General features: G+C 68.6%; 20 protein-coding genes. 13 read left to right on the forward strand and 7 right to left on the reverse strand.

Annotation, left to right across the window (positions count from 1 at the left end; genetic code table 11):
* Nucleotides 1-17: 17 nt before the first annotated feature.
* Nucleotides 18-137 carry a hypothetical protein gene (locus tag VQ065_RS23425; protein ID WP_003091936.1) on the reverse strand — a complete coding sequence of 40 codons (120 nt, stop codon included), beginning with the start codon at nt 135-137 and terminating at the stop codon, nt 18-20.
* Between VQ065_RS23425 and mnmC the strand changes: the two genes are divergently transcribed.
* Both mnmC and VQ065_RS23435 read left to right on the forward strand, forming a co-directional pair.
* Complete coding sequence (mnmC, locus tag VQ065_RS23430) at nt 136-2,100, forward strand: bifunctional tRNA (5-methylaminomethyl-2-thiouridine)(34)-methyltransferase MnmD/FAD-dependent 5-carboxymethylaminomethyl-2-thiouridine(34) oxidoreductase MnmC (RefSeq protein ID WP_009877540.1); 1,965 nt, start codon at nt 136-138, stop codon at nt 2,098-2,100. The genes VQ065_RS23425 and mnmC overlap by 2 nt on opposite strands.
* A gap of 100 nt (nt 2,101-2,200) precedes the next feature.
* The gene (locus tag VQ065_RS23435) at nt 2,201-2,953 is read left to right on the forward strand and encodes a sulfite exporter TauE/SafE family protein (protein ID WP_003117537.1); all 753 of its coding nucleotides are present in this window, start codon (nt 2,201-2,203) and stop codon (nt 2,951-2,953) included.
* Between the two features lie 242 nt (nt 2,954-3,195).
* On the opposite strand, the gene VQ065_RS23440 is transcribed toward VQ065_RS23435, so the two are convergent.
* Nucleotides 3,196-3,669, reverse strand: a complete 474-nt coding sequence (locus VQ065_RS23440; protein ID WP_003091943.1) for a MarR family winged helix-turn-helix transcriptional regulator — start codon at nt 3,667-3,669, stop codon at nt 3,196-3,198.
* A 142-nt stretch (nt 3,670-3,811) separates the two neighbouring features.
* Between VQ065_RS23440 and VQ065_RS23445 the strand changes: the two genes are divergently transcribed.
* From VQ065_RS23445 to VQ065_RS23465, 5 genes are all read left to right on the forward strand, one after another.
* Nucleotides 3,812-5,581 carry an N-acetylglutaminylglutamine amidotransferase gene (locus VQ065_RS23445; protein ID WP_003091946.1) on the forward strand — a complete coding sequence of 590 codons (1,770 nt, stop codon included), beginning with the start codon at nt 3,812-3,814 and terminating at the stop codon, nt 5,579-5,581.
* Nucleotides 5,582-5,621: 40 nt separating this feature from the next.
* Entirely contained in the window at nt 5,622-7,379 is a 1,758-nt protein-coding gene (gene ngg, locus VQ065_RS23450) for an N-acetylglutaminylglutamine synthetase (RefSeq protein ID WP_003091949.1), read from the forward strand.
* A complete protein-coding gene (locus VQ065_RS23455) occupies nt 7,376-8,572 on the forward strand; it encodes an osmoprotectant NAGGN system M42 family peptidase (protein ID WP_003091951.1) in 1,197 nt (398 codons plus the stop codon). Before ngg ends, VQ065_RS23455 begins: the two co-directional genes overlap by 4 nt.
* A gap of 136 nt (nt 8,573-8,708) precedes the next feature.
* Nucleotides 8,709-11,465: a hybrid sensor histidine kinase/response regulator gene (locus VQ065_RS23460; RefSeq protein WP_003091954.1), complete on the forward strand. Its 2,757-nt coding sequence runs from the start codon at nt 8,709-8,711 to the stop codon at nt 11,463-11,465.
* A 50-nt stretch (nt 11,466-11,515) separates the two neighbouring features.
* Nucleotides 11,516-11,746, forward strand: coding sequence for a YheU family protein (locus VQ065_RS23465; protein ID WP_003091959.1), 231 nt, complete (start codon nt 11,516-11,518; stop codon nt 11,744-11,746).
* Between the two features lie 117 nt (nt 11,747-11,863).
* Here VQ065_RS23465 and VQ065_RS23470 read toward each other — a convergent pair whose 3' ends face one another.
* Entirely contained in the window at nt 11,864-13,189 is a 1,326-nt protein-coding gene (locus VQ065_RS23470; RefSeq protein ID WP_003091964.1) for a phospholipase, read from the reverse strand.
* Between the two features lie 216 nt (nt 13,190-13,405).
* On the opposite strand from VQ065_RS23470, the gene VQ065_RS23475 reads away from it, so the two are divergent.
* Nucleotides 13,406-15,121: an MFS transporter gene (locus VQ065_RS23475; RefSeq protein ID WP_003091965.1), complete on the forward strand. Its 1,716-nt coding sequence runs from the start codon at nt 13,406-13,408 to the stop codon at nt 15,119-15,121.
* A 70-nt stretch (nt 15,122-15,191) separates the two neighbouring features.
* Here the strand turns inward: VQ065_RS23475 and VQ065_RS23480 are convergent, their stop codons facing one another.
* Complete coding sequence (locus VQ065_RS23480; RefSeq protein WP_023098467.1) at nt 15,192-16,532, reverse strand: DEAD/DEAH box helicase; 1,341 nt, start codon at nt 16,530-16,532, stop codon at nt 15,192-15,194.
* 185 nt (nt 16,533-16,717) lie between these two features.
* On the opposite strand from VQ065_RS23480, the gene VQ065_RS23485 reads away from it, so the two are divergent.
* The 4 genes from VQ065_RS23485 (at nt 16,718) to VQ065_RS23500 (ending at nt 20,595) form a co-directional block, all read left to right on the forward strand.
* Nucleotides 16,718-18,085, forward strand: coding sequence for an MFS transporter (locus tag VQ065_RS23485; RefSeq protein ID WP_003091973.1), 1,368 nt, complete (start codon nt 16,718-16,720; stop codon nt 18,083-18,085).
* Between the two features lie 166 nt (nt 18,086-18,251).
* Nucleotides 18,252-19,580 (forward strand): mechanosensitive ion channel family protein, encoded by a 1,329-nt coding sequence (locus VQ065_RS23490; RefSeq protein ID WP_003091979.1) that lies wholly within the window; start codon nt 18,252-18,254, stop codon nt 19,578-19,580.
* Between the two features lie 17 nt (nt 19,581-19,597).
* Nucleotides 19,598-20,140 (forward strand): dihydrofolate reductase family protein, encoded by a 543-nt coding sequence (locus VQ065_RS23495; RefSeq protein WP_003091983.1) that lies wholly within the window; start codon nt 19,598-19,600, stop codon nt 20,138-20,140.
* Nucleotides 20,137-20,595, forward strand: a complete 459-nt coding sequence (locus VQ065_RS23500; RefSeq protein ID WP_003091985.1) for an NUDIX hydrolase — start codon at nt 20,137-20,139, stop codon at nt 20,593-20,595. Before VQ065_RS23495 ends, VQ065_RS23500 begins: the two co-directional genes overlap by 4 nt.
* 121 nt (nt 20,596-20,716) lie before the next feature.
* Here the strand turns inward: VQ065_RS23500 and VQ065_RS23505 are convergent, their stop codons facing one another.
* Nucleotides 20,717-22,411 carry an NAD-dependent malic enzyme gene (locus VQ065_RS23505; protein WP_003091987.1) on the reverse strand — a complete coding sequence of 565 codons (1,695 nt, stop codon included), beginning with the start codon at nt 22,409-22,411 and terminating at the stop codon, nt 20,717-20,719.
* Nucleotides 22,412-22,867: 456 nt separating this feature from the next.
* Here VQ065_RS23505 and VQ065_RS23510 point away from each other — a divergent pair, with 456 nt between their 5' ends.
* On the forward strand, nt 22,868-23,464 hold the full coding sequence (locus VQ065_RS23510) for a C40 family peptidase (RefSeq protein WP_003103763.1): 597 nt from the start codon (nt 22,868-22,870) through the stop codon (nt 23,462-23,464).
* A 20-nt stretch (nt 23,465-23,484) separates the two neighbouring features.
* Here the strand turns inward: VQ065_RS23510 and rarD are convergent, their stop codons facing one another.
* Both rarD and VQ065_RS23520 read right to left on the reverse strand, forming a co-directional pair.
* Entirely contained in the window at nt 23,485-24,384 is a 900-nt protein-coding gene (gene rarD, locus VQ065_RS23515; protein ID WP_003091995.1) for an EamA family transporter RarD, read from the reverse strand.
* The gene (locus VQ065_RS23520) at nt 24,381-25,241 is read right to left on the reverse strand and encodes a carboxylate/amino acid/amine transporter (RefSeq protein ID WP_003092000.1); all 861 of its coding nucleotides are present in this window, start codon (nt 25,239-25,241) and stop codon (nt 24,381-24,383) included. The genes rarD and VQ065_RS23520 overlap by 4 nt, the downstream gene beginning before the upstream one ends.
* Nucleotides 25,242-25,287: the final 46 nt, after the last annotated feature.

The following is a 25,287-nucleotide window of genomic DNA, read 5'->3' on the forward strand; positions in this document are numbered from 1 at the left end:
CCCTTAACCTGAGTCCTTCAAGGTAGCGGATCGGCGTGCGGCTGTCTGCGCGGCGCCGCGGCATGTTCGCGCAGCGCCTCGCCGCTGGCCGGCAAAGCCCCGTAAAATGCGCCATCCGCTTTTTCAGGTTCTGCCATGTCCGACTTCCAGCATGCCCAGCTCGACTGGGACGAAAACGGCCAGCCGCTATCCCGCGCCTTCGGCGACGTATATTTTTCCCGGCATTCCGGGCTCAACGAGACGCGCCATGTGTTCCTCGCCACCAACCGCCTGGCCGAGCGCTTCGCCGCGCTGGGCGACGGCGAGGTGCTGTGTATCGGTGAGACCGGCTTCGGCACCGGACTGAACTTCCTCTGCGCCTGGCAGCTGTTCGAGCGGGTCGCGCCGGCCGGCGCGCGCCTGGAGTTCGTCAGCGTGGAGAAATTCCCCCTCGCCGCCGCCGACCTGCGCCGCGCCCTGGCGCTATGGCCGGAACTGGCGCCCTGGAGCGAGGCCTTGCTGGGCCAGTACCTTGCCGTGCACCCGGGCTTCCAGCGCCTGGCGTTCGCGGGCGGAAGGGTCGGCCTGACCCTGCTGCTGGGCGATGCCCTGGAGTGCCTGCCGCAGCTCGACGCGCGGGTCGACGCCTGGTTCCTCGATGGCTTCGCCCCGGCGAAGAACCCGGACATGTGGTCGCCCGTACTGTTCGCCGAACTGGCGCGACTGTCGGCGCCGCAGGCGACCCTGGGCACTTTCACCAGCGCCGGTTTCGTTCGCCGAGGGCTGATCGAGGCCGGTTTCGCCATGCAACGGGTACCGGGCTACGGACAGAAGCGCGAGATGCTCAGCGGCACCTACCAGGGGCCGCCGGCGAACGCCGGCAAGCCCTGGTACGCACGCCCCGCGCCCCACGCCGGGCGCCGCGCGGCACTGGTGGTCGGCGGCGGCCTGGCCGGCTGCGCCAGCGCCGCCAGCCTCGCCGCGCGCGGCTGGCAGGTGACCCTGATCGAACGCCATCCCGGCCTCGCCCGGGAAGCCTCGGGCAACCCCCAAGGCGTGCTCTACCTGAAACTCTCGGCCCACGGCACGCCGCTGTCGCGCCTGGTGCTCAGCGGCTTCGGCCATACCCGCCGGCTGCTCGAACGCCTGCGGCGCGGCCACGACTGGGACGCCTGCGGCGTACTGCAACTGGCCTTCGACGCCAAGGAAGCGCAACGCCAGGCGCAACTGGCCGCAGCCTTCCCCGCCGACCTGCTGCACGGCCTGGACCGCGAGCAGGCCGAGCGCCTCGCCGGCGTCGCCCTGCCCGCCGGCGGCCTGTTCTATCCCGAAGCCGGCTGGGTCCATCCGCCCGCGCTGTGCCAGGCCCTGGCCGCCACCCCCGGGATCACCCTGCTGAGCGGCCGGGCTGTACGCTTGCGCCGCGAGGGCGACGACTGGTGCGCCTACGCCGGCGACGAATGCCTGGCCCGCGCGCCACTCGCGATCCTCGCCACCGCCGCCGACATCCGCGACTTCCCGCCCGCCGCCGAGCTGCCGCTGAAGCGCATTCGCGGGCAGGTCACCCGCCTGCCGGCCACCCCGCAAAGCCGGGCGCTGCGCACCGTGGTCTGCGCCGAGGGCTACGTCGCACCGCCGCGTGGCGACGAACACACCCTCGGCGCCAGCTTCGACTTCAAGAGCGAAGACCTGGCGCCGACCCTCGCCGAACACCAGGGCAACCTCGAACTGCTGCGGGAGATATCCCCCGACCTGTTGCAGCGCCTGGGCGCCGACGACCTGCCGCTGGAGCGCCTGGAAGGCCGCGCGGCGTTCCGCTGCACCAGCCCCGACTACCTGCCCCTGGTAGGCCCGTTGGCCGAGCGCGCGGCCTTCGACGAGGCCTACGCGGTGCTCGCCCGCGACGCCCGCCAGGTGCCGGAGCGGGCCTGCCCCTGGCTGCCAGGCCTGTACCTGAACAGCGGCCACGGCTCGCGCGGGCTGATCAGCGCGCCGCTGTCCGGCGAACTGCTGGCGGCGTGGATCTGCGGCGAGCCGCTGCCGCTGCCGCGCGCGGTGGCCGAGGCCTGCCACCCGAACCGCTTCCTGCTGCGCGACCTGGTGCGTGGGCAGCGCGGCTGAAGCCCCGGGCGCACCGATTTGCGCTACCCTTCGAGCCTGCCGCACGCGCAGGCCATACCGGACCACCGGCTGGCTCACCCGCGGAAACAGTTGATCGACGATGGATGTACTGCTCTTCGAATCCCTGGGCATCGGCGCCGTTCTCGGCCTGCTGCTCGGCCTCACCGGCGCCGGCGGCTCGCTGGTCGCCCTGCCCCTGCTGCTCAGCCTGCACCTGCCGCTGCGCGACGCCATCGGCGTGAGCCTCGGCGCGGTCGCCCTGTCGGCGCTGATCGGCGCCATCCCGCGCGCGCGCCAGGGCCAGGTGGCCTGGCGGCCGGTGCTGGTCCTGGCGCTGGCCGGCCTGCCGAGCAACGCCGTCGGCCAATGGCTCGGCCGCTTCGTCCCGGAAGGCGTGCTGATCGTCGCCTTCTGCCTGCTGGTGCTCTGGTCGGCCTGGCGCATGTGGCGCGGCGCCGGGATGAAACGCGAGGCCAGCGACCAGGCACGGAGCCTGCCGCTGCTCGGCATCGGCCTGGCGGTCGGCTTGCTGTCGGGATTGATGGGCGTGGGCGGCGGTTTCCTGGTGGTGCCGGGGCTGCTCTGGTTCACCCCGCTGTCGATGATGGCCGCCACCGCCACCTCGATGGCGGTGATCGCGCTGGTCTCCGGCGGCGGCTTCCTGATCTACCTGACCGGCGCCCACCCGCCGCTGCCGCTGCTCGGCGGCCTCGCCGCCGGCGGCGCGGTCGGCGTGCTCGGCGGCAACCTGCTGGCGCAGCGCCTCGGCGGCCCGACCCTGCAACGCCTGTTCGCGCTGATGCTGGTGGCGGTGAGCTTCTCCCTGGCGGCGCAGAAGCTCTACGGCGGGTAGCTTTCCTCGGCGGCCGGGGCACCGGGGAAGCGGCGTTATGCGCCCTGCTCGACGGTCATGCCATGTCGTCGGGCGGATATCGCTGGGTCGGCGGATAACGCCGACGGCGTTATCCGCCCTACGCGGAGGTCACGCCATGGCGTACAACGCGCTTGTCCACCAGCCTGCACCGGCAAGGCATCGGCAGGTTCGCCAGGTAAAGACCGCCGACGCGACTGTCTTTCGTAGCGAACCTGGCGCCCTCACTCTTCTTCGACGTCCTCTTCCGGCAGGCCGAACAGGTCGGCCGCGCGCAGCAGCGCGGCCAGCAGGCCGTGGCGCTCCCACTCGGGCAACGCGGCGAAGCGCTCGATCACGTACTCCGGCAATAGCGGCGGCGCCTCCGCCAGGGCTTCGTGGCCGGCCGGGTCGAGGTGCAGCCAGGACTTGCGCCGGTCCTGTTCGTCGCGCCGACGATAGAGCAGGCCGCGTCCTTCGAGGCGGTCGAGCACGCCGGAGAGCGATGCCTGGGACAGGCTGACCAGCTTGGCCAGTTGCGTCGCGGTCAGTTCTCCCTCCACCGCCAGGACATGCAGGATCAGCAATTGCAGCGGGGTCAGGCCGCCGTATCGGCTGAGACGCTTGGAGTGGATTTCAGCGGCCTGCTGGAGGCGGCGGATGGCGCGGAAAATAGCGAGCGAATAGGTATCGGCAGCGGTCTTATTACTTTCAACCATAATAAATTCTTCGTTAAGGGTCCTGATAGGCCCGGAAAATTCGTATAGAACTCCTTCCAACTGTAACGGTCCTCTGTTAGGTAAGTCATGTACCCGGAAGGAGTACGTAACCCACTTCCCCAACGGAGAACCGGTAAGGAATATGTGCGGCATATCAGGAGAGTTTCGTTTCGACAACCAGGCAGCCGACCTCGCAGCGGTCGAACGCATCACCCACCACCTGGCCCCTCGAGGCCCCGACGCCTGGGGTTTCCATGCCCAGGGCCCGATCGCCCTCGGACATCGACGGCTGAAGATCATGGACCTGGCGGAAGCTTCCGGCCAACCGATGATCGATCCCGATCTCGGCCTGGCCATGGTGTTCAATGGCGCCATCTACAACTACCCCGAACTGCGTGGCGAACTGGAAAGCCTTGGCTATCGGTTCTTCTCCGGCGGCGACACCGAAGTTCTCTTGAAGGGGTACCATGCCTGGGGCGCCGATTTATTGCCCCGGCTCAATGGGATGTTCGCCTTCGCCGTCTGGGAGCGCGATCGCCAGCGGCTGTTCCTGGCCCGTGACCGCCTCGGCATCAAGCCGCTCTACTACAGCCTCGACCGCTCGCGCCTGCGCTTCGCCTCGAGCCTGCCGGCCCTGCTCAAGGGCGGCGACATCGCCAGCGACCTCGATCCGCAGGCGCTGAATTTCTACCTCAACTTCCACGCCGTGGTTCCCGCCCCGCACACCTTGCTGGAGGGCGTGAAGAAGCTGCCGCCGGCGACCTGGATGAGCGTCGACCTCGACGGCAGCTGCGAGCAGCGCACTTGGTGGACGCTGGACTACGGCCCGCGCCCGGACGAGCGCGAGCTGAAGCTCGACGACTGGCAGGAGCGCGTCCTCGACGGCCTCCGCGAAGCGGTGGCGATCCGCCAGCGCGCCGCCCGCGAGGTCGGCGTGCTGCTCTCCGGCGGGGTCGATTCGAGCCTGCTGGTGGGCCTGCTGCACGAGGCCGGGGTGGACAACCTGCTGACCTTCTCCATCGGCTTCGAGGATGCCGGCGGCGAGCGCGGCGACGAGTTCCAGTATTCCGACCTGATCGCCGAGCGCTATCACACCCGCCACCATCGCCTGCGCATCGGCGAGCACGAAGTGATCGAGCAGTTGCCGGCGGCCTTCCGCGCCATGAGCGAGCCGATGGTCAGCCACGACTGCATCGCCTTCTACCTGCTCGCGCGGGAAGTCTCGAAGCACTGCAAGGTGGTGCAGAGCGGCCAGGGCGCCGACGAGCTGTTCGCCGGCTACCACTGGTATCCGAAGGTGGATGGCGCCGACGACGCCTTCGCCGCGTACCGCGCGGCGTTCTTCGACCGCGACCACGAGGAATACCTGGCCACCGTCGGCGAGCGCTTCCGCGTCGAGGACGTCGCCGGGCGTTTCGTCCGCGACCACTTCGCCAGCCCCGGCGCCGAGGCCGCGGTGGACAAGGCGCTGCGCCTGGACAGCACGATCATGCTGGTCGACGACCCGGTCAAGCGGGTCGACAACATGACCATGGCCTGGGGCCTGGAAGCCCGCGTGCCGTTCCTCGACTACCGCCTGGCCGAGCTGTCGGCGCGCATTCCCGCCCGCTTCAAGCTCGGCGACGGCGGCAAGCAGGTGCTCAAGGGCGCCGCGCGCAAGGTGATTCCCAGCGAAGTCATCGACCGGCCCAAGGGCTACTTCCCGGTGCCCGGCCTCAAGCACCTGCAGGGCCGCACCCGCGAATGGGTACGCGAACTGCTGCTCGACCCGAGCCAGGACCGCGGCCTGTTCCAGCCGGCGATATTCGATCGCCTGCTGAGCGATCCGGACGGTGACCTCACACCGCTGCGCGGCTCCAAGCTGTGGCAGCTGGCCGCCCTCAACCTCTGGCTCAGCGAACAGGGACTTTGAAAATGGGCCCCCAACGCAGGGGCCCGAACCAGGAGCGATCATGAAAGGCCACTTGCATCTGCCTCACCCGCACAACCAGCGCCTGCAACGTATCCAGGCGCCCACCTACGAACGCCTGCAGGCGCGTCTCGCCGAAGATCACAGCGAGCCCACCGAGAAACCGCTGAGCATCCACTGCGGCTGGGGCCGCCTGCTGATCGGGCAGACCTACCCGGACGCCGAGGAACTGGCCCGCGACCTGTTGCAGGAAGCCCCCGGCGAACGCGACATCGCGCTCTACGTGGCGGCGCCGCAGCAGGTCCTGGCCCACGCCCCGCAGCAGCTCTTCCTCGATCCCTCGGATACCCTGCGCCTGTGGTTCACCGACTACCGCCCGGCGCGTCGTCCGCCACGCGGTTTCCGCATCCGCCGGGTGCATACCGAGGAGGACTGGGCGGCGATCAACCGCCTGTACCTGGCGCGCGGCATGCTTCCGGTGCAGACCGAGCGCCTCAGCCCGCGCCACCAGGGCGGGCCGATCTACTGGCTGGCCGAGGACGCCGACACTGGCGTCGCGGTAGGCACGGTGATGGGCCTCAACCACGCCAAGGCGTTCCAGGATCCGGAGGGGGGCTCCAGCCTCTGGTGCCTGGCGGTGGACCCGCAATGCAGCCGGCCGGGCGTCGGCGAGGCGCTGGTACGGCACCTGGTCGAGCACTTCATGAGCCGCGAACTGGCTTACCTCGACCTCTCGGTGCTGCACAACAACCAGCAGGCCAAGGCGCTCTACCGCAAGCTCGGCTTCCGCGAACTGGCGACCTTCACCATCAAGCGCAAGAACGGCATCAACCAGTCGCTGTTCCTCGGCCCCGGCCCGGAGGAAGACCTCAACCCCTACGCCCGGATCATCGTCGACGAAGCCCACCGGCGCGGCATCGAGGTGCGCGTCGACGACGCCGAGGGCGGCCTGTTCACCCTGACCCAGGGCGGCCGGCAGATCCGCTGCCGTGAATCGCTCTCCGACCTGACCACGGCGGTAAGCATGACCCTCTGCCAGGACAAGGTCCTCACCCACCGCGCCCTGCAGCACGCCGGCCTGCGCCAGCCACAGCAGCGCCTGGCCGGCAGCGCGGAGGAAAACGCCGCGTTCCTCGCCGAGCACGGTTCGCTGGTGGTCAAGCCGGTGGACGGCGAGCAGGGCCAGGGCGTGGCGGTGGACCTGCGCACCGCGGACGAGGTCGAGGAGGCCATCGAGGCCGCCCGCCATTTCGATTCGCGCGTGCTGCTGGAGAGCTACCACGCCGGCCACGACCTGCGCGTGCTGGTGATTGGCTACGAGGTGGTGGCCGCCGCCATCCGTCGTCCCGCCGCGGTGATCGGCGACGGCCGGCACAGCATCCGCGAGCTGATCGAGGCGCAGAGCCGCCGGCGCCAGGCCGCCACCGGCGGGGAAAGCCGCATCCCGCTCGACCACGAGACCGAGCGCACCCTGCGGGCCGCCGGCTATGGCTACGACGACGTGTTGCCCAGCGGCGAACACCTGGCCGTGCGGCGCACCGCCAACCTGCACACCGGCGGCATCCTCGAGGACGTCACCGACGCCCTCCATCCGGCCCTCCGCGAGGCCGCGATCCAGGCCGCGCGGGCCCTGGAAATACCGGTGGTGGGCCTGGACTTCCTGGTCGAGGCTGCCGACCAGCCCGACTACGTGATCATCGAAGCCAACGAGCGCGCCGGCCTGGCCAACCACGAGCCGCAGCCGACCGCCGAACGCTTCGTCGATCTTCTCTTCCCCCTCAGCCGCGAGGTGCCTTCATGACCCCTCTGCCACAACCGGACCTCAACTACCTGCAACGGGTGCTGCTGGAGATGCTCGCCATCCCCAGCCCCACCGGCTTCACCGATACCATCGTGCGCTATGTCGCCGAGCAGCTCGACGAACTTGGCGTGCCCTTCGAGATGACTCGCCGGGGAACCATCCGGGCGACCCTCCAGGGCCGCCTGAATACCCCCGACCGGGCGGTTTCCGCGCACCTCGACACGATCGGCGCGCTGGTCCGCGAGATCAAGCCCAACGGCCGCCTCGGCCTGGCCCCGGTAGGCTGCTGGTCGAGCCGCTTCGCCGAGGGTAGCCGGGTCACGGTGTTCACCGAACAGGGCGTGTTCCGTGGCAGCGTGCTGCCGCTGCTGGCCTCGGGCCACGCCTTCAATACCGAGGTGGACAACCTGAAGATCAGTTGGGACAACATCGAGCTGCGTCTCGACGCCTATACCGCCAGTCGCGCCGACAGCGAGAGCCTGGGCATCTCGGTGGGTGACTACGTGGCCTTCGATCCGCTGCCGGAGTTCACCGAGAGCGGCCATATCAGCGCCCGCCACCTGGACGACAAGGCCGGGGTCGCGGCGCTGCTGGCGGCGCTGAAGGCGGTCAAGGAAAGCGGCCAGGAGCCGCCGATCGACTGCCACCCGCTGTTCACCATCACCGAGGAAGTCGGCTCCGGCGCCGCCGGCGCCCTGCCCTGGGACGTCAGCGAGTTCGTCGGCATCGACATCGCCCCGGTGGCCGAAGGCCAGAATTCCAACGAGCACAGCGTCAGCGTGGCCATGCAGGACTCCGGCGGGCCCTACGACTTCCATCTGTCGCGGCACCTGCTGCGGCTCGGCGAGCGCCACGACATCGCCCTGCGCCGCGACCTGTTCCGCTACTACCACAGCGACGCGCAGTCGGCGATCGCCGCCGGCCACGACACCCGCGCCGCGCTGCTGGCGTTCGGCTGCGACGCCACCCACGGCTACGAGCGCACGCACATCGACAGTCTCGCCGCGCTGAGCCGGCTGCTCACCGCCTACATCCTCAGCCCGCCGGTCTTCGCCAGCGACGCCAAGCCCCGGGAAACCTCGCTGGAACGCTTCAACAAGCAGCTCGAGCATCCGGTGCACATGGAAAGCTGCACCCACGTCCCGCCGGTGGACGAAGTGCTCGACAGCAGCAACAACAGCGACAAGGACTGAACCCGCGCCGGCCTCCCCGCCTCCGGGGAGGCCGCCCTCCTCTCCAGCCAACTGCTAGGCTGATGGCAGGTTCCCTCGCCTGTCTCGTTTCCTCCGTAGCATCATGCGTGCCGACTCGTGTCCATGGAGTAGTTGCATGTCTCGACTCTGCCTGGTCCTGCTGTTGCTCTGCTGCGCGCTGCCGGCCCGGGCGCAGCCGCCCGCACCGCTGGACGGAGAGGACCTGCGCCTGTCCCTGGGCGAGTACGCCGAGTACTACCGCGACGCCGGCGGGAAGGCGCGCCTGGGCGACATCCTCGCCTTGCCGGCGCAGGCCTTCGCCGCCCTGCGCGGCGACCACGCGAACTTCGGCAAGAACGCCGCAGCCTGGTGGTTCAGGGTGCGCCTGGACAACCGCAACGGCGCCGACCTGGCCGGTTTCCTGGAGGTCAACTACCCGCTGCTGGACGACCTCAAGGTCTACCTGCTGACCGCCGATGGGCGCATCGAACAGCAGGAGAGCGGCGACCTATTCGCCTTCTCCCAGCGCCCGGTGCAGGTGCGCAACTTCTGGTTCCCGCTGCGACTGCCGCCCGGCGAGAGCACCCTGCTGCTGCGCGTGCAGAGCAGCAGCACCGTCTACGTGCCGCTGTACTTCAGCACCTACGCGGCCAGCGCGGCCAGCCAGGAAACCCTGATGGGCTTCAACGGGGCCTTCTACGGGGTGCTGTTCGGGTTGTTCTGCTACAACCTGTTCCTCTTCGTCTCGCTGCGCGAGGCCACCTACGCCTGGTACCTGCTGTACAACCTCAGCCTCGGCCTGTTTTCCGCCAGCTTCGACGGCCTGCTGTTCAAGCTGCTGCCCGGACACGTGGCGCTGGAGTCGGCCGGCATCTACCTGCTGATGTACCTGAGCTGCCTGGTGTCGATCCAGTTCAGCCGCGGCTACCTCTACACCCGCCGCGACTTCCCGCGCCTCGACCGCTTCCTCCGCGGCCTGCTGCTGGCCTGCGTGGTCCTGTTGGCCAGCGAGCCGCTGGTGGGGCTGCGCGCCTGGAACGTCCTCGCCAGCCTGACGGTGATGCTGGTATCCCTCAGCCTGCTGCTGGCCGGCGTCCACGTCTGGCGCCAGGGCCTGCGCTACGGCCTCTACTACATCCTGGCCTGGGGCGCGCTGCTGCTGTCGTTCCTGGTCACCACCGCCGCCTCGCTGGGCTTCGAACTGTTCGGCCTGTTCGGCAGCAGCGTGGTCAAGATCGGCATGACCGTGGAACTGGTGACCCTGTCCATCGGCCTCGCCGACCGCATCAATGCGCTCAAGGAGGAAGGCTTCCGCTCGCGCCAGGCGGCCGAGCAGGCGCGGGTGGAGAACGAGGCGAAGAGCCGCTTCCTGGCGAAGATGAGCCATGAGATTCGCACCCCGCTGAACGGCGTGCTGGGCATGCTGCAACTGCTCCGCGATACCCCGCTGGATCGCGGCCAGGCGGCCTACGTGGAGACCATCGCCAGCTCCGGCAGCGCGCTGATGTCGGTGATCAACGATATCCTCGACTACGCTCGCATCGAGTCCGGCAAGCTGCACCTGGAGCGCATCGACTTCGACCTGGAGGAACTGCTCTCCGACACCCTGGCGCTGTTCAGCGCCCAGGCCGTGGAAAAACGCCTGCGCCTGCATCTCGGCCTGGACAGGGGCGTGCCGCGCCGCCTCAACGGCGACCCGACGCGGTTGCGCCAGGTACTGATGAACCTGCTCAGCAATGCCCTCAAGTTCACCGCCGAAGGCCATGTCGCCGTGCGCGTGCAGCGGCGCTTCGACGAGGGCGGACGCGAGCGCCTGCTGTACAGCGTCAGCGACAGCGGCATCGGGATATCCGCCCAGGCGCAGAAGACCCTGTTCGAATCCTTCTCCCAGGCCGACTCCAGCACCACCCGCCGCTACGGCGGCAGCGGCCTGGGCCTGGCGATCAGCCGCGAACTGGTGCAGATGATGGGCGGGCGCATCGAGGTGAGCAGCGAGCCGGGCAAGGGCACCCGGTTCAGCGTCGACCTGCCGCTCAGCCCCGCCCTCGACGCCGGCGAAGCGGACGAACTGGCGCAACTGCTGCAACACCGTCCGGCCCTGCTGGCCAGCGAGGACAACCTGACCCTGGACTGCCTGCAGGCATTGCTGGAGCGTTGGGGGCTGCGGGTCGAACGCTGCCTGCAGCCGAGACGGCTGAACGCCTACCTGGAGGACTTCAGCGCACCGCCCCTGCTGGTCCTGGCGGCGCCCTGGCCGGGGCCGCCGTCGATCTGGCTGGACACCCTCTATGCGCAACTGGAGCAAGGCCAGCGCATCCTCCTGCTATGCCCGCCGCAGCACTGCCAGGACCTGCCGCCGCACGAAGGCCTGCGCCTGCTGGCCCTGGCCCAGCCGGTGGCGGTGAAGGCCCTGCGCGAAGCCCTGCTGGAACTGTACCGGGAGCGGCGCCGACAGCCAGGGCGGAGCAGCGAGGCGGCCCCGGACGAACGCCTGGACGCCCCATGCATCCTGGTCGCCGAGGACAACCCGGTGAACCAGCTGGTGGTGCGCGGCTTCCTCGCCAAGCGCGGCTACGCGGTGCGCCTGGCCGGCAACGGGCGGCTCGCACTGGACGAGTACCTGCGCGACCCGAACGGCATCCAGTTGATCCTGATGGATGGCGAGATGCCGGAAATGGACGGCTTCGAGGCGACCCGCCTGATCCGCCGGGAGGAGCGTGCCCAGGGCTGGCCGCGCGTCCCGATCGTCGCCCTGACCGCGCACATCCTCGACGAACACCGCCGGGCCGGAATCGAGGCCGGCATGGACGCCTACCTCGGCAAGCCGGTGGACCGGGCGGAACTCTATGCCACCCTCGAACGCCTGCTCGGCCAGCCTTCGCGACAGGCATGACAGTACGCGATGCGTCGCGCTAGCATTCGCCGCCATACCGGAGTACCGCCATGCTGATCCCCCACGACCTGCTCGAAGCCGACACCCTGAACAACCTGCTGGAAGACTTCGTCACCCGCGAAGGCACCGACAATGGCGACGAGACCCCGCTGGACGTGCGTGTAGAACGCGCCCGGCATGCCTTGCGGCGGGGCGAGGCGGTGATCCTGTTCGACCCGGAGAGCCAGCAGTGCCAGTTGATGTTGCGCAGCGAGGTGCCTGCGGAGCTGTTGCGCGACTGAGTCGCGGCATCGACCCGCCTGGCGGGGCGGGTTCGCCGCCCTGCACACCCCGGAAACGCCGGAAAGCGCCCCCGCTCCGTAGGGCGAATAACCGCTCGCGGTTATCCGCCCGCCCCCTCACTCCTTCGCCCCACCCTCCTCCGTCTCCAACGCCGCCCTAGCGATGTTCCGGCTATGCACGCCGAAATGCCCGATCAGCTCGATCAGTTGCGCGTTCAGCACCGCATTGTCGTGGGCCTCGGGGCGTGGCTGGTTGCTCTCGCTGAAGTCCTGCGCGGCGGAGGCCGGGCGGGCGGCCAGCCATTCGCCGATGGCGGCGTCGAAGGCCGCGGCGTGGGCGTTCGACTCGGCGGCCACCACCTCACGCAAGTAGGTCGGCGAATAGGCCGGATAGGCACCGTCGCGGCGGGTGTCGGCGTAGGCGTCGAGCATCGGCTGCGGGCGGCCGTCGCGGAGCAGTTGGCGCAGCCAGTCGAACTGGTATTTCTCCACCGCGGTATGGCGGTTCGCGACACGCTCGATGGCCGCCTGCTTTTCCTCCGGGTAGCCGAGCAATGCCTTGCCCTCCATCTGTAGCATCGCCGCCAGGCTGGCACCGGGCAGCGGCGTGGAGTGGTAGGGCTGGGTGATGTCCTGGATGTAGTGCATGCCCCAGCCAAGGAACCGGTAGCCCCAGTAGGGATGACCGCTGGCGAAGGCGAAGCGGGACAGGCCGAAGTACTGGTAGGCGCGCCATTCCGGCCAGGCCCGGGCGAGGAACGGCGCGCCGCTGTAGATCACCGCCGCCTCGTGGTAGAAGCCCATGTGGAACGGCGCCTGGGAGCTGAACTCGAAGCGCGGGTCGCCGAATGGCTGGGTGCCGAAGCCGTAGCGCTGGCCGGCCTCGCCGGGGTTGTCGCTGAACAGGTTGATGTCGTGGCCGTAGTCCGGTTCGTCGGCGGCGGTGGCCAGCACTGCCAGGGGCGCGACTCGCTCGCCGGGCTCCAGGCGGATGAAACGCCAGGCGGTCCACGGCGAGAGGTTCTGGAACACCAGCACCTCCTGTGGCTTGAGGTGCGGGCGCTGCGGCTGGTCCTGCCCGGGAAGCGGCTGGATCGCCAGCGCCAGGCGGATCTCCGGGTTGACCCGCAGCGCCGCGAGGAACGCCTGGCGCAAGTCGCCGGCCTCGCCGTCGGCGGCGAAGCGCAGGGCGTCCGGACGCGCCGGGTAGTTGCCGATATGCGCACGGGCGTAGGCCTCCTGCTCGTCCAGCAGGGCGGCCAGTCCGCCGCGCTCGGCGGCGAGGAACGCCTCCAGCGGCTCCACCTCGACTTCCGGCGCCTCGCGGATGGCCGCCAGCTCGCGTAATGCCAGGTAGCTGCCCACCGTATGGTTGGACCAGGCCCACAGGCTCGGCGAGACGACCCACGCCCCCAGCAGCAGGCAACGCAACAGCAACTTCATCGGCTTTTCGCTCTTGTCTCGACTCGGTGCCGGCAAGCCTACCAATGCGGGACACCCAGGGCACTGTCCTGCCTGGACATCGGAACTCTCCGATAGCGCCATCGGACCAATGTCTATCCACGCCGGGCCGGCCCCATGACCGCCATCAATGGCGCCCAGGCGCCAGGCGGCTAGACTTTCCCGACATCAGGCACGCTGATACAAGGCACCCATCTGATGCTCCAGTCCGTTTCGCCCAAGCACGACCTGCCCCTCAAACCCGAAGGCCAAGCGGCCAAGCCAGAACGCACCGGCACCTGGGCGCCGTTCTCGATCCAGGCCTTCCGCATCATCTGGATCTGCAACCTGTTCGCCAACCTCGGCACCTGGGCCCAGTCGGTGGCCGCCGCCTGGGTGGTCACCGACGCCCACGCCAGCCCGCTGATGGTGGCGATGATCCAGGTCGCCGCGGCGCTGCCGCTGGTGCTGCTGTCGATCCTCTCCGGGGTCATCGCCGACAACCACGACCGGCGCAAGATCATGCTCTGGGGGCTCAGCTTCGAGATGACCGGAGCGATGTTCGCCACCCTGCTGGCCTTCCTCGGCTACCTCGACCCGGTGCTGCTGATCATCTCCATCCTCTGGATCTCCCTCGGCGGCTCGGTGACCATCCCGGCCTGGCAGGCGGCGGTCAACGAGCAGGTGCCGGCGCGCATGGTCAGCGACGCGGTGCTGCTCAACAGCGTCAACTACAACGTCGCCCGCGCCGCCGGCCCGGCCCTCGGCGGCCTGTTGCTGAGCGCGGTGGGACCGGCCTGGGTGTTCCTGTTCAACAGCTTCTGCTACATGGCCCTGATCTGGGCGATCTGGCAGTGGCGGCGCGAGGTGCCCAAGCGCAGCCTGCCGCCGGAAGGCATCCTCGAAGGCGTCACCGCGGCGCTGCGCTTCACCCAGTACTCAACCGTCACCCGCCTGGTGATGATGCGCTCCTTCGCCTTCGGCCTCTCCGCCAGCGCGGTCTGGGCCCTGCTGCCGCTGCTGGCGCACCGCAACCCGGACGGCGACGCGGCGATCTACGGCTACATGCTCGGCGCCCTCGGCCTCGGCGCGATCCTCGGCAGCACCCAGGTCTCGCGCCTGCGCCAGCGGATCGGCAGCAGCCGGCTGATCAGCCTGGCCGGCTTCACCCTGGCGCTGATCCTGCTGACCCTCGGCCTGGTAGACAACCTCTGGGTCCTGTTCCCGGTGCTGATCCTCGGCGGCGGCTGCTGGATCGGCGCCCTCGCCACCTACAACTCGGCGGTGCAGATCCTCGTCCCCGACTGGATCAAGGCGCGCGCCCTGGCGCTGTACCAGACCGCGCTGTACGGTGGCCTGGCGCTGGGTTCGTTCCTCTGGGGCCATCTCGCCGAGACCATGACCGTGCACGGTGCGCTGCTGGCCGCCGGCTGCCTGCTGCTGGCCTCGGTGATCCTCCTGTACAACTCGCGCCTGCCGGAAATGGACGCCGCCAGTATTTCCCGCGCGCCGGCGAGCATGCCCGGGCAGCCGAGCTTCGTCTTCAACACGCGGCGGGGCATGGTGCTGGTCTCCATCGAATACCGGATTCCCGCCGAGCGCACCCGCGACTTCGTTCGCGCCGCCCAGCCGCTGCGCCGCCTGCGCCTGCGCAACGGCGCGGAGCGCTGGTCGCTGTTCCGCGACGTGAGCAACCCGGAGGTCTGGCAGGAACTGTTCCTGGTGGACAACTGGATCCAGCACCTGCGCATGCTCGACCGCATGACCCTGGCCGACAAGATCGTCATCGACAACGTCACCGCCCTGCATGCCGGCGACGGTCCGCCGCAGATCCGCCATTGCGTGAGCTACGAGGCCAGCAGCTACGATACGCCGCTGGTGAAGAGCGCCACGCCGCCGGCCAACGACGAGGCGGGCGCGACGGCGGGGAGTTGAGAACGGGGCCTGGCAGTCCCTCGGGGCGGACAGCGCCAGCGGCGTTATCCGCAATCCAACGCCGGCGCGATCACTCCACCGTCGGCTTCTTGCGCTTGAGCGGCGCCATGCCGTCGGCGCTGACCACCGCCGACGGCCCGGCCTTCGGCCGCGCGGCGGGCTTGCGCTTGGCCGCGGGCTTGGCGGCGGCGCCCTTCCTGTCCTGCTTTTTCTTCTTGCTGCCGGCGGCCTTGCCCGACGCCTTGAGTTTCTTCGGCCCCTGGTAGGCGGCCTTCAGTTCCTTGATGTTGCGTCGTTCGAAGTTCTGCTTGAGGTAGCGTTCGACGCTCGACATCAGGTTCCAGTCGCCATGGCAGATCAGCGAGATCGCCAGGCCCTCGGCGCCGGCGCGACCGGTGCGGCCGATGCGGTGCACGTACTCGTCGCCGCTGCGCGGCATGTCGAAGTTGATCACCAGGTCCAGGCCTTCGACGTCCAGGCCGCGTGCGGCGACGTCGGTGGCGACGAGGATCTTCACCGCGCCCTGCTTCAGGCGCTCGATGGCCAGCTTGCGGTCCTTCTGGTCCTTCTCGCCATGCAGGACGAAGACCTTGTGCTGGTTGGCGATCAGCCGCCCGGTCAGGCGATCGGCGGAGACCCGGGTGTTGGTGAAGACGATGGCCTTGGTGTAGGTCTCGTTGCTCAGCAGCCATTGCAGCAACTGTTCCTTGTGCGCCACGTCGTCGGCGGTGATGACCTGCTGGCGGACGTTCTCGTTCAGCTCGCCGACCTGGTTCAGGCGCAGCACTTGCGGCTCGCGCAGCACCTCGGCGATCACCTTGTTCAACCCGGCGCCGCTGTGGGTGGCGGAGAACAGCAGGGTCTGGCGCTCGGCCGGGCAGGCGTTGGCCAGGGCCAGCACGTCGTCGGCGAAGCCCATGTCGAGCATGCGGTCGGCCTCGTCCAGCACCAGCACCTCGATGTCCTGCAACGGCAGGTTGCCGGCGTTGCGCTGCTCGAGCAGGCGGCCGGGGGTGCCGATGATGATCTCCGGGTTCTTGCGCAGGCGCGCGCCCTGCACCTTGAAGTCCTCGCCGCCAGTGATCAGGCAGGCCTTGATGAAGGTGAACTGGGCGAAGCGCTCGACTTCCTTGAGGGTCTGCTGGGCCAGCTCGCGGGTCGGCAGGAGGATCAGCGCGCGCGCCAGGGAGCGCGGCTTGTCCTCGGCCAGCAGGCGGTGCAGCAGCGGCAGCAGGAAGGCCGCGGTCTTGCCGCTGCCGGTCTGTGCCGTGACCCGCAGGTCGTGCCCCTCCAGCGCCTTGGGAATGGCCGCGGCCTGGACCGGCGTCGGCTCGCTGAAGGACAGGCTTTCCAGTGCCTTCAGCAGGCGTTCGTGGAGGGGAAATTGGCTGAACAAGGGAGACCTCGGCATTGCACGTGAAAATGGACAGGTGCATAGCCTAACGGTTGCCGCGCCGGCGCGCAGGCTTTATTCGCGCGGCGCGACGGCCAGCGCCGGCGTCGCAATCGGCTCGACGCCGGGTCGCCGCCAGGCAAGCGCGGCGCGGGCGGCGATCGCAGACTCGTTCGACGCCCGTCGCCCAGAGGAACCAGATCATGCCCGACGCGCCCGCATCCGCCGCCGAACGCCTCGAACGGCTGCCGCTGAGTCCGTATCACCGACTGATCTTCGTGATCATCGCGCTGGCGTTCTTCTTCGACTCGATGGACCTGGCGATGATGACCTTCCTGCTCGGCTCGATCAAAGCCGAGTTCGGGCTCGACTCGGCGCAGGCCGGGCTGCTGGCCAGCTCGAGCTTCTTCGGCATGGTGATCGGCGCGGCCCTGTCGGGCATGCTCGCCGACCGCTTCGGGCGCAAGCCGGTATTCCAGGCCAGCATCGTGCTCTGGGGCCTGGCCAGCTACCTGTGCTCCACCGCCGGCGACCTCGGCAGCCTGACCTTCTACCGGGTATTGCTGGGGATCGGCATGGGGATGGAGTTTCCCATCGCCCAGTCGCTGCTGTCGGAGATGATCCCGGCCAGCCGCCGCGGCAAGTACATTGCGCTGATGGACGGCTTCTGGCCGCTGGGCTTCGTCGCCGCCGGCTGCCTGTCCTACTTCCTCCTGCCGCTGACCGGCTGGCGCAGCATTTTCCTGGTGCTGGCGCTGCCGGCGGTGTTCGTCCTCGCCATCCGCTTCCTGATTCCCGAGTCGCCGCGCTGGCTGGAGCAGGCCGGCCGGCGCGAACAGGCGGACCGGGTATTGCGCGACATAGAAGCACGGGTGATGCGTTCGCTGGGCCTGACCGAGCTGCCGCCGCCGCTGCGCCAGCCGCAGCGGGAACGCAGCCGTCCGGGCTTCTTCAGCGCCTTCGCCGAACTCTGGTCGCCAGCCTACCGGCGCCGCACCCTGACCGTCTGGGGCCTGTGGTTCTTCGCCCTGCTCGGTTTCTACGGCCTGACCTCCTGGCTCAGCGCGCTGCTCCAGCAATCCGGCTTCGCCGTCACCCAGTCGGTGTACTACACGGTGCTGATCTCTCTGGCCGGGATACCCGGCTTCCTCTGCGCGGCCTGGCTGGTGGAAAGCTGGGGCCGCAAGCCGAGCTGCGTGCTGATGCTCCTCGGCGGCGGCGCGATGGCCTACGCCTACGGCCAGACCGCGGTGTTCGGCGGCAGCCTGGCGCTGCTGATCGGCTTCGGCCTGGCCATGCAGTTCTTCCTGTTCGGCATGTGGGCGGTGCTCTACACCTATACGCCGGAGCTCTATCCGACCTCCGCGCGCGCCACCGGCTCGGGCTTCGCCTCGGCGGTCGGGCGGATCGGCTCGCTGCTCGGCCCGCTGGTCACCGGGCTGGTCCTGCCGCTCACCGGCCAGGGCGGGGTGTTCACCCTCGGCGCCCTCTGTTTCGGCGTCGCCGCCCTGGTGGTCTGGGCCTTCGGCATCGAGACCCGCGGGCGCACCCTGGAGGAGCTTGCCGGCTGAGCCCGCGCGTCGGCGGAAAACCTTTGTAGACACGTCGGGGATGCGATCCGGCGCCCGATGGGGCACTCTTGGTTCCTTTGTGCGTTCCCGGCCCCCGCGTCGGGATCTCCGTTCAACCGCGGGGCCGGCCCGTCCCCCCGCCCGCAACAAAGGAAGTCGCCTGTCCATGGACTCCACATCCCTTCTCGACCAGCTCTCCGGGTACTGGTCGGCGCTCGACCAACACCCTATCCTGCACGCCGGCCTGGCCTTCGGCCTGCTGCTGGTGGGCGCCCTGATCCTCGGCCGGGTGGCCCGCTACATCGTCCTCTACGCCGCCAACCTGCTCGCCCGCCAGCCCGCGCTGCACTGGCTCGGCGACCTGATCCGCAACAAGGTGTTCCAGCGCCTGGCGCAGACCACGCCCTCGCTGCTGGTGCAATTCGGCCTGCCGTGGATCCCGGAGATGCCGGACAAGGCCGCGCACTTCCTCGGCAACCTGGCACTGGCCTTCACCGTGCTGTTCCTGATCCTCGCCCTCACCGCGCTGCTGAATGCCCTGCTGGACATCTACGCGCGTACCGAGCACGCCCGCACCCGTTCGATCAAGGGCTACGTGCAACTGGCGAAGATCGCCGTGTTCGTGTTCGGCGCGATCATCATCGTCTCGATCATCATCGACCGCTCGCCGCTCCTGCTGCTGTCCGGCCTCGGCGCGATGTCGGCGGTCCTCCTGCTGGTCTACAAGGACACCCTGATGTCCTTCGTCGCCAGCGTGCAGCTCACCAGCAACGACATGCTGCGGGTCGGCGACTGGATCGAGATGCCGCAGGTCGGCGCCGACGGCGACGTGGTGGACATCACCCTGTACACCGTGAAGGTGCAGAACTTCGACAAGACCATCGTCTCGGTGCCGACCTGGCGCCTGATGTCGGAGTCGTTCAAGAACTGGCGCGGCATGCAGCAGTCCGGCGGACGGCGGATCAAGCGGGCAATCTACGTCGACTCCAGCCAGGTGCGTTTCCTCGACGAGAAGGAAGAGCGGCGCCTGAGCCAGGTGCGCCTGCTCACCGAATACATGGCCCGCAAGCAGACCGAGTTGCAGGAGTGGAATGCCGCCAACGGCGGGGTCGCCCCGCTGGCCGCCAACCGCCGCCGGCTGACCAACATCGGTACGTTCCGCGCCTACGCCCTCGCCTACCTGCAGAACCATCCGGACATCCATCCGCACATGACCTGCATGGTCCGCCAGTTGCAGCCGACCGCCCAGGGCATCCCGCTGGAGATATACTGCTTCACCCGCACCACCGCCTGGGTCGACTACGAGCGCATCCAGGGCGACGTGTTCGACTACCTGCTGGCGGTGATGCCGGAGTTCGGCCTCGGCGCCTACCAGCAGCCCAGCGGCCAGGACCTGCGCCAGGGGCTGCAAGGCATGCTCGAAGGGCGTGACGCCGGGGCCCGCTCGTTCGAGGCGCTGGCCGCGCCGAGCCGCAGCGACGAAGCCACCGCCTGAACCGAGGAAAACCGTCCATGAAACCGCACCTGACCTACTACGTCGCCGCCAGCCTGGACGGTTTCATCGCCCGCCCCGACGGCAGCGTCGACTGGCTCGACCGTTTCGCCGAGGGCGGCAACGACCACGGCTACAAGAGCTTCTACCAGGGCATCGACGGCCTGCTGATGGGCCGCGGCACCTACGATATCGTGCGCGGCTTCGGCGACTGGCCGTATTCGGGCAAACCCTGCCAGGTACTCACCCGCAACCCGCAGGAAAGCGCAGCGGAAGGCGTCGAGTTGCGCCACGTCACACCCCAGGAAGGCCTCGCGCGCCTCGGCGAACAGGGCTGCCGGCGGATCTGGCTGGCCGGCGGCGGCAGCCTCGCCGGTAGTTGCCTGGCGGCCGGGCTGCTCGACGAGGTGATCGTCAGCGTCATTCCGCAGCTGCTCGGCGCCGGCATCCCGCTGTTCGCCGGCGGCCGCGAGCGGCGCCTGCAACTGCTGGAACAACATGGCTACAACAGCGGCATCGTACAGATGCGCTACCAGGTGATCGCCGAGGACGACCCGCAATGACCGACAACCTGCTGAGCATTTCCGCCGCCTGCCTGTTCGACGACCAGGGCAACCTGCTGCTGGTGCGCAAGCGCGGCACCCAGGCCTTCATGCTCCCGGGCGGCAAGCGCGAGCCGGGCGAAACGCCCCTCGCCGCGCTACAGCGTGAACTGCTGGAGGAACTGCGCCTGCCGATGGGCGCCTCGACCTTCGAGCACCTCGGCAGCTTCCAGGCGCCGGCGGCCAACGAGGCGAACACCCGCGTCGATGCCGATATCTACGTCGCCCGCCTGCCCCACGCCGTCTGTGCGCGGGCGGAGCTGGAGGAACTGGCCTGGCTGGTCCCCGGCCAAGCGCAGCCGGACAATCTCGCGCCGCTGCTGCGCGATCATGTCCTGCCGGCCCTGGCGCGGCGCGCGGCGGAAAACCCGGAAACCCAGGCCGAACACCGGACGCGCCCCGATCATGTGCGCTGAGCGCTAGCGCTACCGTCAACGAAAAAGGCCACCTCGGGGTGGCCTTTTCGCGTTCTCGCACCGATCGCGCGGAATATCGGCGGTTAACGCCTCTCCCTTGTGCGCAGCCTGCGGCTAAGCCTCAGAACGAAGTCCGGCGGTAGGCACGGTAGCGCGGGAACCAGAAGTTCGCCTCGATGGCGTCGTTCAATACCTCGTCGCTGGTATGCAGGGCCTTGCCCTCGGCCTGGGCCTGCTTGGCCACGGCGACGGCGATGCGCTTGCTGACCTCGCGGATGTCACCCAGCGCCGGCAACACGGCGCCCTCGCCCCGGGTAACGATCGGCGAGCAGTTGGCCAGGGCGTTGGCCGCGGCCATCAGCATGCCTTCGGTGACCCGGTTGGCCCGCGCGGCGATCACCCCCAGGCCGATGCCGGGGAAGATATAGGCGTTGTTGCACTGGGCGATGGGAATCCGCTTGTCGCCCACCTGCACCGGTTGGAACGGGCTACCGGTGGCGACCAGCGCCTGGCCGTCGGTCCAGTTGAGGATTTCCTGCGGAGTCGCCTCGACCCGCGAGGTCGGGTTGGACAGCGGCATCACCAGCGGCTGCTTGCAATGGCTGTGCAGCTCGCGGATGACCTCTTCGGAAAACAGCCCGCGCTGCCCGGAGACGCCGATCAGCACCGTCGGCCGGGCATTGCGGATCACTTCCAGCAACGCCAGGTCGTCGCCCTGCTGGCCGCCCCAGGCACCGAGATCGGCGCGCTTCTGCGCCAGGCGGTGCTGGAAGTCGAGCAGGTTGCTCATGTCGTCGGTGAGCAGGCCCCAGCGGTCGACCATGAAGATGCGCCGACGCGCCTGGGCCTCGTCCAGGCCCTCCAGTTGCATGGCGGCGATGATCTGTTCGGCGATGCCGCAACCGGCGGAGCCGGCGCCGACGAAGGTCACGGTCTGCTCGCTGAGCTTCTCGCCCTTGGCCTTGCAAGCCGCCAGCAGGGTGCCCACGGCCACCGCGGCGGTGCCCTGGATGTCGTCGTTGAAGCAGCACAGCTCGTCCTTGTAGCGCTCCAGCAACGGCATGGCATTGGTCTGGGCGAAGTCCTCGAATTGCAGCAGGACGTTGGGCCAGCGGCGCTTGATCGCCTGGATGAACAGGTCGACGAACTCCTCGTACTGCGCCCCGCTCACCCGCTCGTGGCGCCAGCCCATGTACATCGGGTCGTTGAGCAGGTCCGGGTTGTTGGTGCCGACGTCCAGCACCACCGGCAGGGTGTAGGCCGGGCTGATACCGCCGCAGGCGGTGTACAGCGACAGCTTGCCGATAGGGATGCCCATCCCGCCGATGCCCTGGTCGCCGAGGCCGAGGATCCGCTCGCTGTCGGTGACCACCACGATCTTCACGTTGTTCTTGGTGGCGCTGCGCAGGATGTCGTCGATCCGCTCGCGGTCCGGGTAGGAGATGAACAGGCCGCGGTGGGTCCGGTAGATCTTCGAGAACTCCTGGCAGGCCTGGCCGACCGTGGGGGTGTAGATGATCGGCATCATTTCTTCCAGGTGCTCCTCGAGCAGGCGGAAGAACAGGGTCTCGTTGTTGTCCTGGATCGAGCGCAGGAAGATGTGGCGGTCCAGATCGGTGTTGCACAGGTTGTACTGGCTGTAGGCGCGCTCGGTCTGCTCCTCGATGGTCTCGATGTTGTGCGGCAGCAGGCCCTGCAGGTTGAAATCGATGCGTTCCTGGGTACTGAACGCGCTGCCTTTGTTCAGCAGCGGCATCTCCAGCAGCGATGGGCCGGCATGGGGAACGTACAAGGGACGCTTGGCTGTTTCGGTCATATCTGGACTCGCTTCTACGGGCTTCACTCGGGTACGGGGACCACGAACATACCCCCGGCGCAGAGGCTTTCCAAGGCCACGGCGAACAACAGGTCATTGCCGGACCCGCAAGTATCGCCACTTGCACGGCGAAACCGGCGCGTCACATCCGGAACCGATCATTCGACGAATGGTCAGAAGGCTGGCGTCAAAATAGGTCACAATAGCCGCCGCTTTCGTAGGGGAATACGCTGGGAACGCCGATGAGTCCCCGATTTTCCTTCGTGAAGCCCGTTATCGCCGGGACAACCTGAATGCATCCAGGCCCGGAAGCAGTTGGCCGTTTCGTTTGACGGCCTGGTCGGAAGAGTCAGGAGGGCTCGTTCCGGTCACCCAGAAGACACTCCGATGAACAGAGAGTAACCACGAACCAGCGGAAGCCTGGACCGTTATTCACGCACGCGAAGACATGCCGAAATGCGTTCACCCTTTTTGACATGCCTGTCTGTAGGCTTCGCGGCCCTTCTGGCCGCCCTCTCGACGCCCAGCCTGGCTTCCAACCAGGTCACCCACACCTTCAAGCCGTCGAAGAATTCCACCCTGTCGCCCAGCCGGGTCGTCAGCACCCGCCAGTCCGCCAACCGCTCGGTGGTCGCGGCCGCCGCTTCCGAAGTCACCGACCGCGCCTTCAGCATGATCGGCACCCCCTACCGCTGGGGCGGCACCACGCCGAAGAAAGGCTTCGATTGCAGCGGCCTGGTCAACTATGTGTTCCAGGACGTCGATGACGTCGACCTGCCGCGGACCGCCCGCGCCATCTACAACATGGACAACAACAAGGTCTCCCGCGGCAAGCTGCAACCGGGCGACCTGGTGTTCTTCCGGATCCGCAGCCGCAGCGTCGACCACGTCGGCATCTACGTCGGCAACGACCGCTTCGTGCACGCGCCGCGGCGCGGCAAGAAGGTCCGCGTCTCCGACCTCAACAGCAGCTACTGGAAACGCCACTACCTGGCCGGCAAGCGCATCCTGCCGACCACCCTCGCCCAGGTCGAAAGCACCCGCAAGCGCTGATTCCGGCGCCTGCGGCTCGCTCAGATGCCCCGCCGCGCCTGTTTCCTCAGCAGGCGTGCGCTGTCCCAGCCGGTCAACAGCACCGCCAGCCAGATCGGCGCGTAGGTCCATAGCTGCTCGGGACGGAACGCCTCGCCGAGGAACAGTACCGCCACCAGGAACAGCAGCACCGGTTCGACGTAGCTGAGAATCCCGAACAGCCCCATCGGCAGCAGTCGGCTGGAAGCCATCATCGCGCCGAAGGCCAGCGCGCTGATCAGCCCCAGCATCGGCAGCAACAGCCACAGGCGTGGCGCCTCGCGGAAGGCCTGGCTCTCGTCGCCCAGCCAGTACAGCGCGGCCAGCGCCAGCGGCAGCAGGAAGAGCATCTCGAAGACGAACCCGGACAGCGCGTCCACGCCCATCCTGCGCCGCAGCATGAAGTACGGGGGATAGCCCAGCGCGGTGACCAGGGAGACCCAGGAGAACGCGCGGGTCAGCCAGAACTCGTGGAGCACCCCGGCCAGCGCGCAGGCCACGGCGATAGCCTGCAGCGGCGTCAGGCGCTCGCCGTAGAACACCCGCCCCACCAGCACCATCGCCAGCGGCAGGAGGAAGTAGCCCAGCGACAGTTCAAGGGTCTTCCCGGCCAACGGCGCCCAGATGAAGATGCCCCATTGCAGCAGCATCATCGCCGCGGTCAGCGGGAAGCAGGCCAGCAGCCAGGGCTCGGCGAACAGCCGGCGCCAGGCGGCGCGCAGGGTCGGCCACTGGCGGGTGGCGACGACCAGCAGGAATACCATCGGGATCGACCAGACCACCCGATGCGCCACCACCTGCAGGCTGTCCAGCGGCTCCAGCAGGTGGACGTAGCCCGGCAGGGTAACGAACAGCACCGAGGCGGCCAGCGACAGCAGCACGCCCTGTCCGGAAATCCTCATGCACGCACCTCGCGCCGGCCGAGCCGGTTGACCCACAGCGAAGCGACGATCACCGCGCCGCCCAGGGCCAGGCGCGGCAGGTCGGCGTGCTGGTTCCAGATCAGCAGGTTGAGCAGCAACCCGACCGGCACGTGCAGGTTGTTCATCACCGCCAGGGTACCGGCGTCCACCTCGGTGGCGCCCTTGTTCCACCAGAACTGGCCGAGGGCGGTGGCCAGCAGCCCCATCCATACCAGTACGCCCCATTGCAGCTCGCCGGCCGGCAGGCGCTGCGGATCGCCGAACAGCAGCCAGGCAGGCAACGCCACCAGCAGCGCGCCAACGAAGAAATAACCGAAGCGCTGGCGCTGCGGCAGCTCGGACGGGTACTTGCGCACCAGGCGCTTGTACAGCACCTGGCCGGCGGCGAAGGTGGCGTTGGCCAGTTGCAGCAGCAGGAAGCCCTGGAGGAACTCGCCGGTGATCCCGTCGTAGCGGATGATCGCCGCGCCCAGCACCGCCACCAGCGCGGCGGCCAGGGCCCAGAAGTTGAAGCGGCGGTTGAGCAGGTCGTCGAACAGGGCCACGTGGACCGGCGTCAGCACGGTGAACAGCAGAACCTCGGGCACCGTCAGCACGTTGAAGCTCAGGTACAGGCAGACGTAGGTGATGCCGAACTGCAGCGCGCCGACCAGCATCACCCCGCCGACGAAACGCGGTTCGACGCCGCGCCAGCGGGTCAGCGGGAGAAACACCAGGCCAGCGAGAAGGACCCGGGTAAGCACGGCGAAGTAGCTGTCGACCTGGCCGGCGAGGTACTCGCCGATCAGGTTGAAGGAGAACGCCCAGAGGACGGTGACGAACAGTAGATAACGCATGGACCAGGCACCAGGATGGGGCGCCGACCATAACGTTTTTGCCGCC

The organism is Pseudomonas sp. KBN10P06128, assembly GCF_037574945.1.
Lineage (GTDB): Bacteria > Pseudomonadota > Gammaproteobacteria > Pseudomonadales > Pseudomonadaceae > Pseudomonas > Pseudomonas aeruginosa.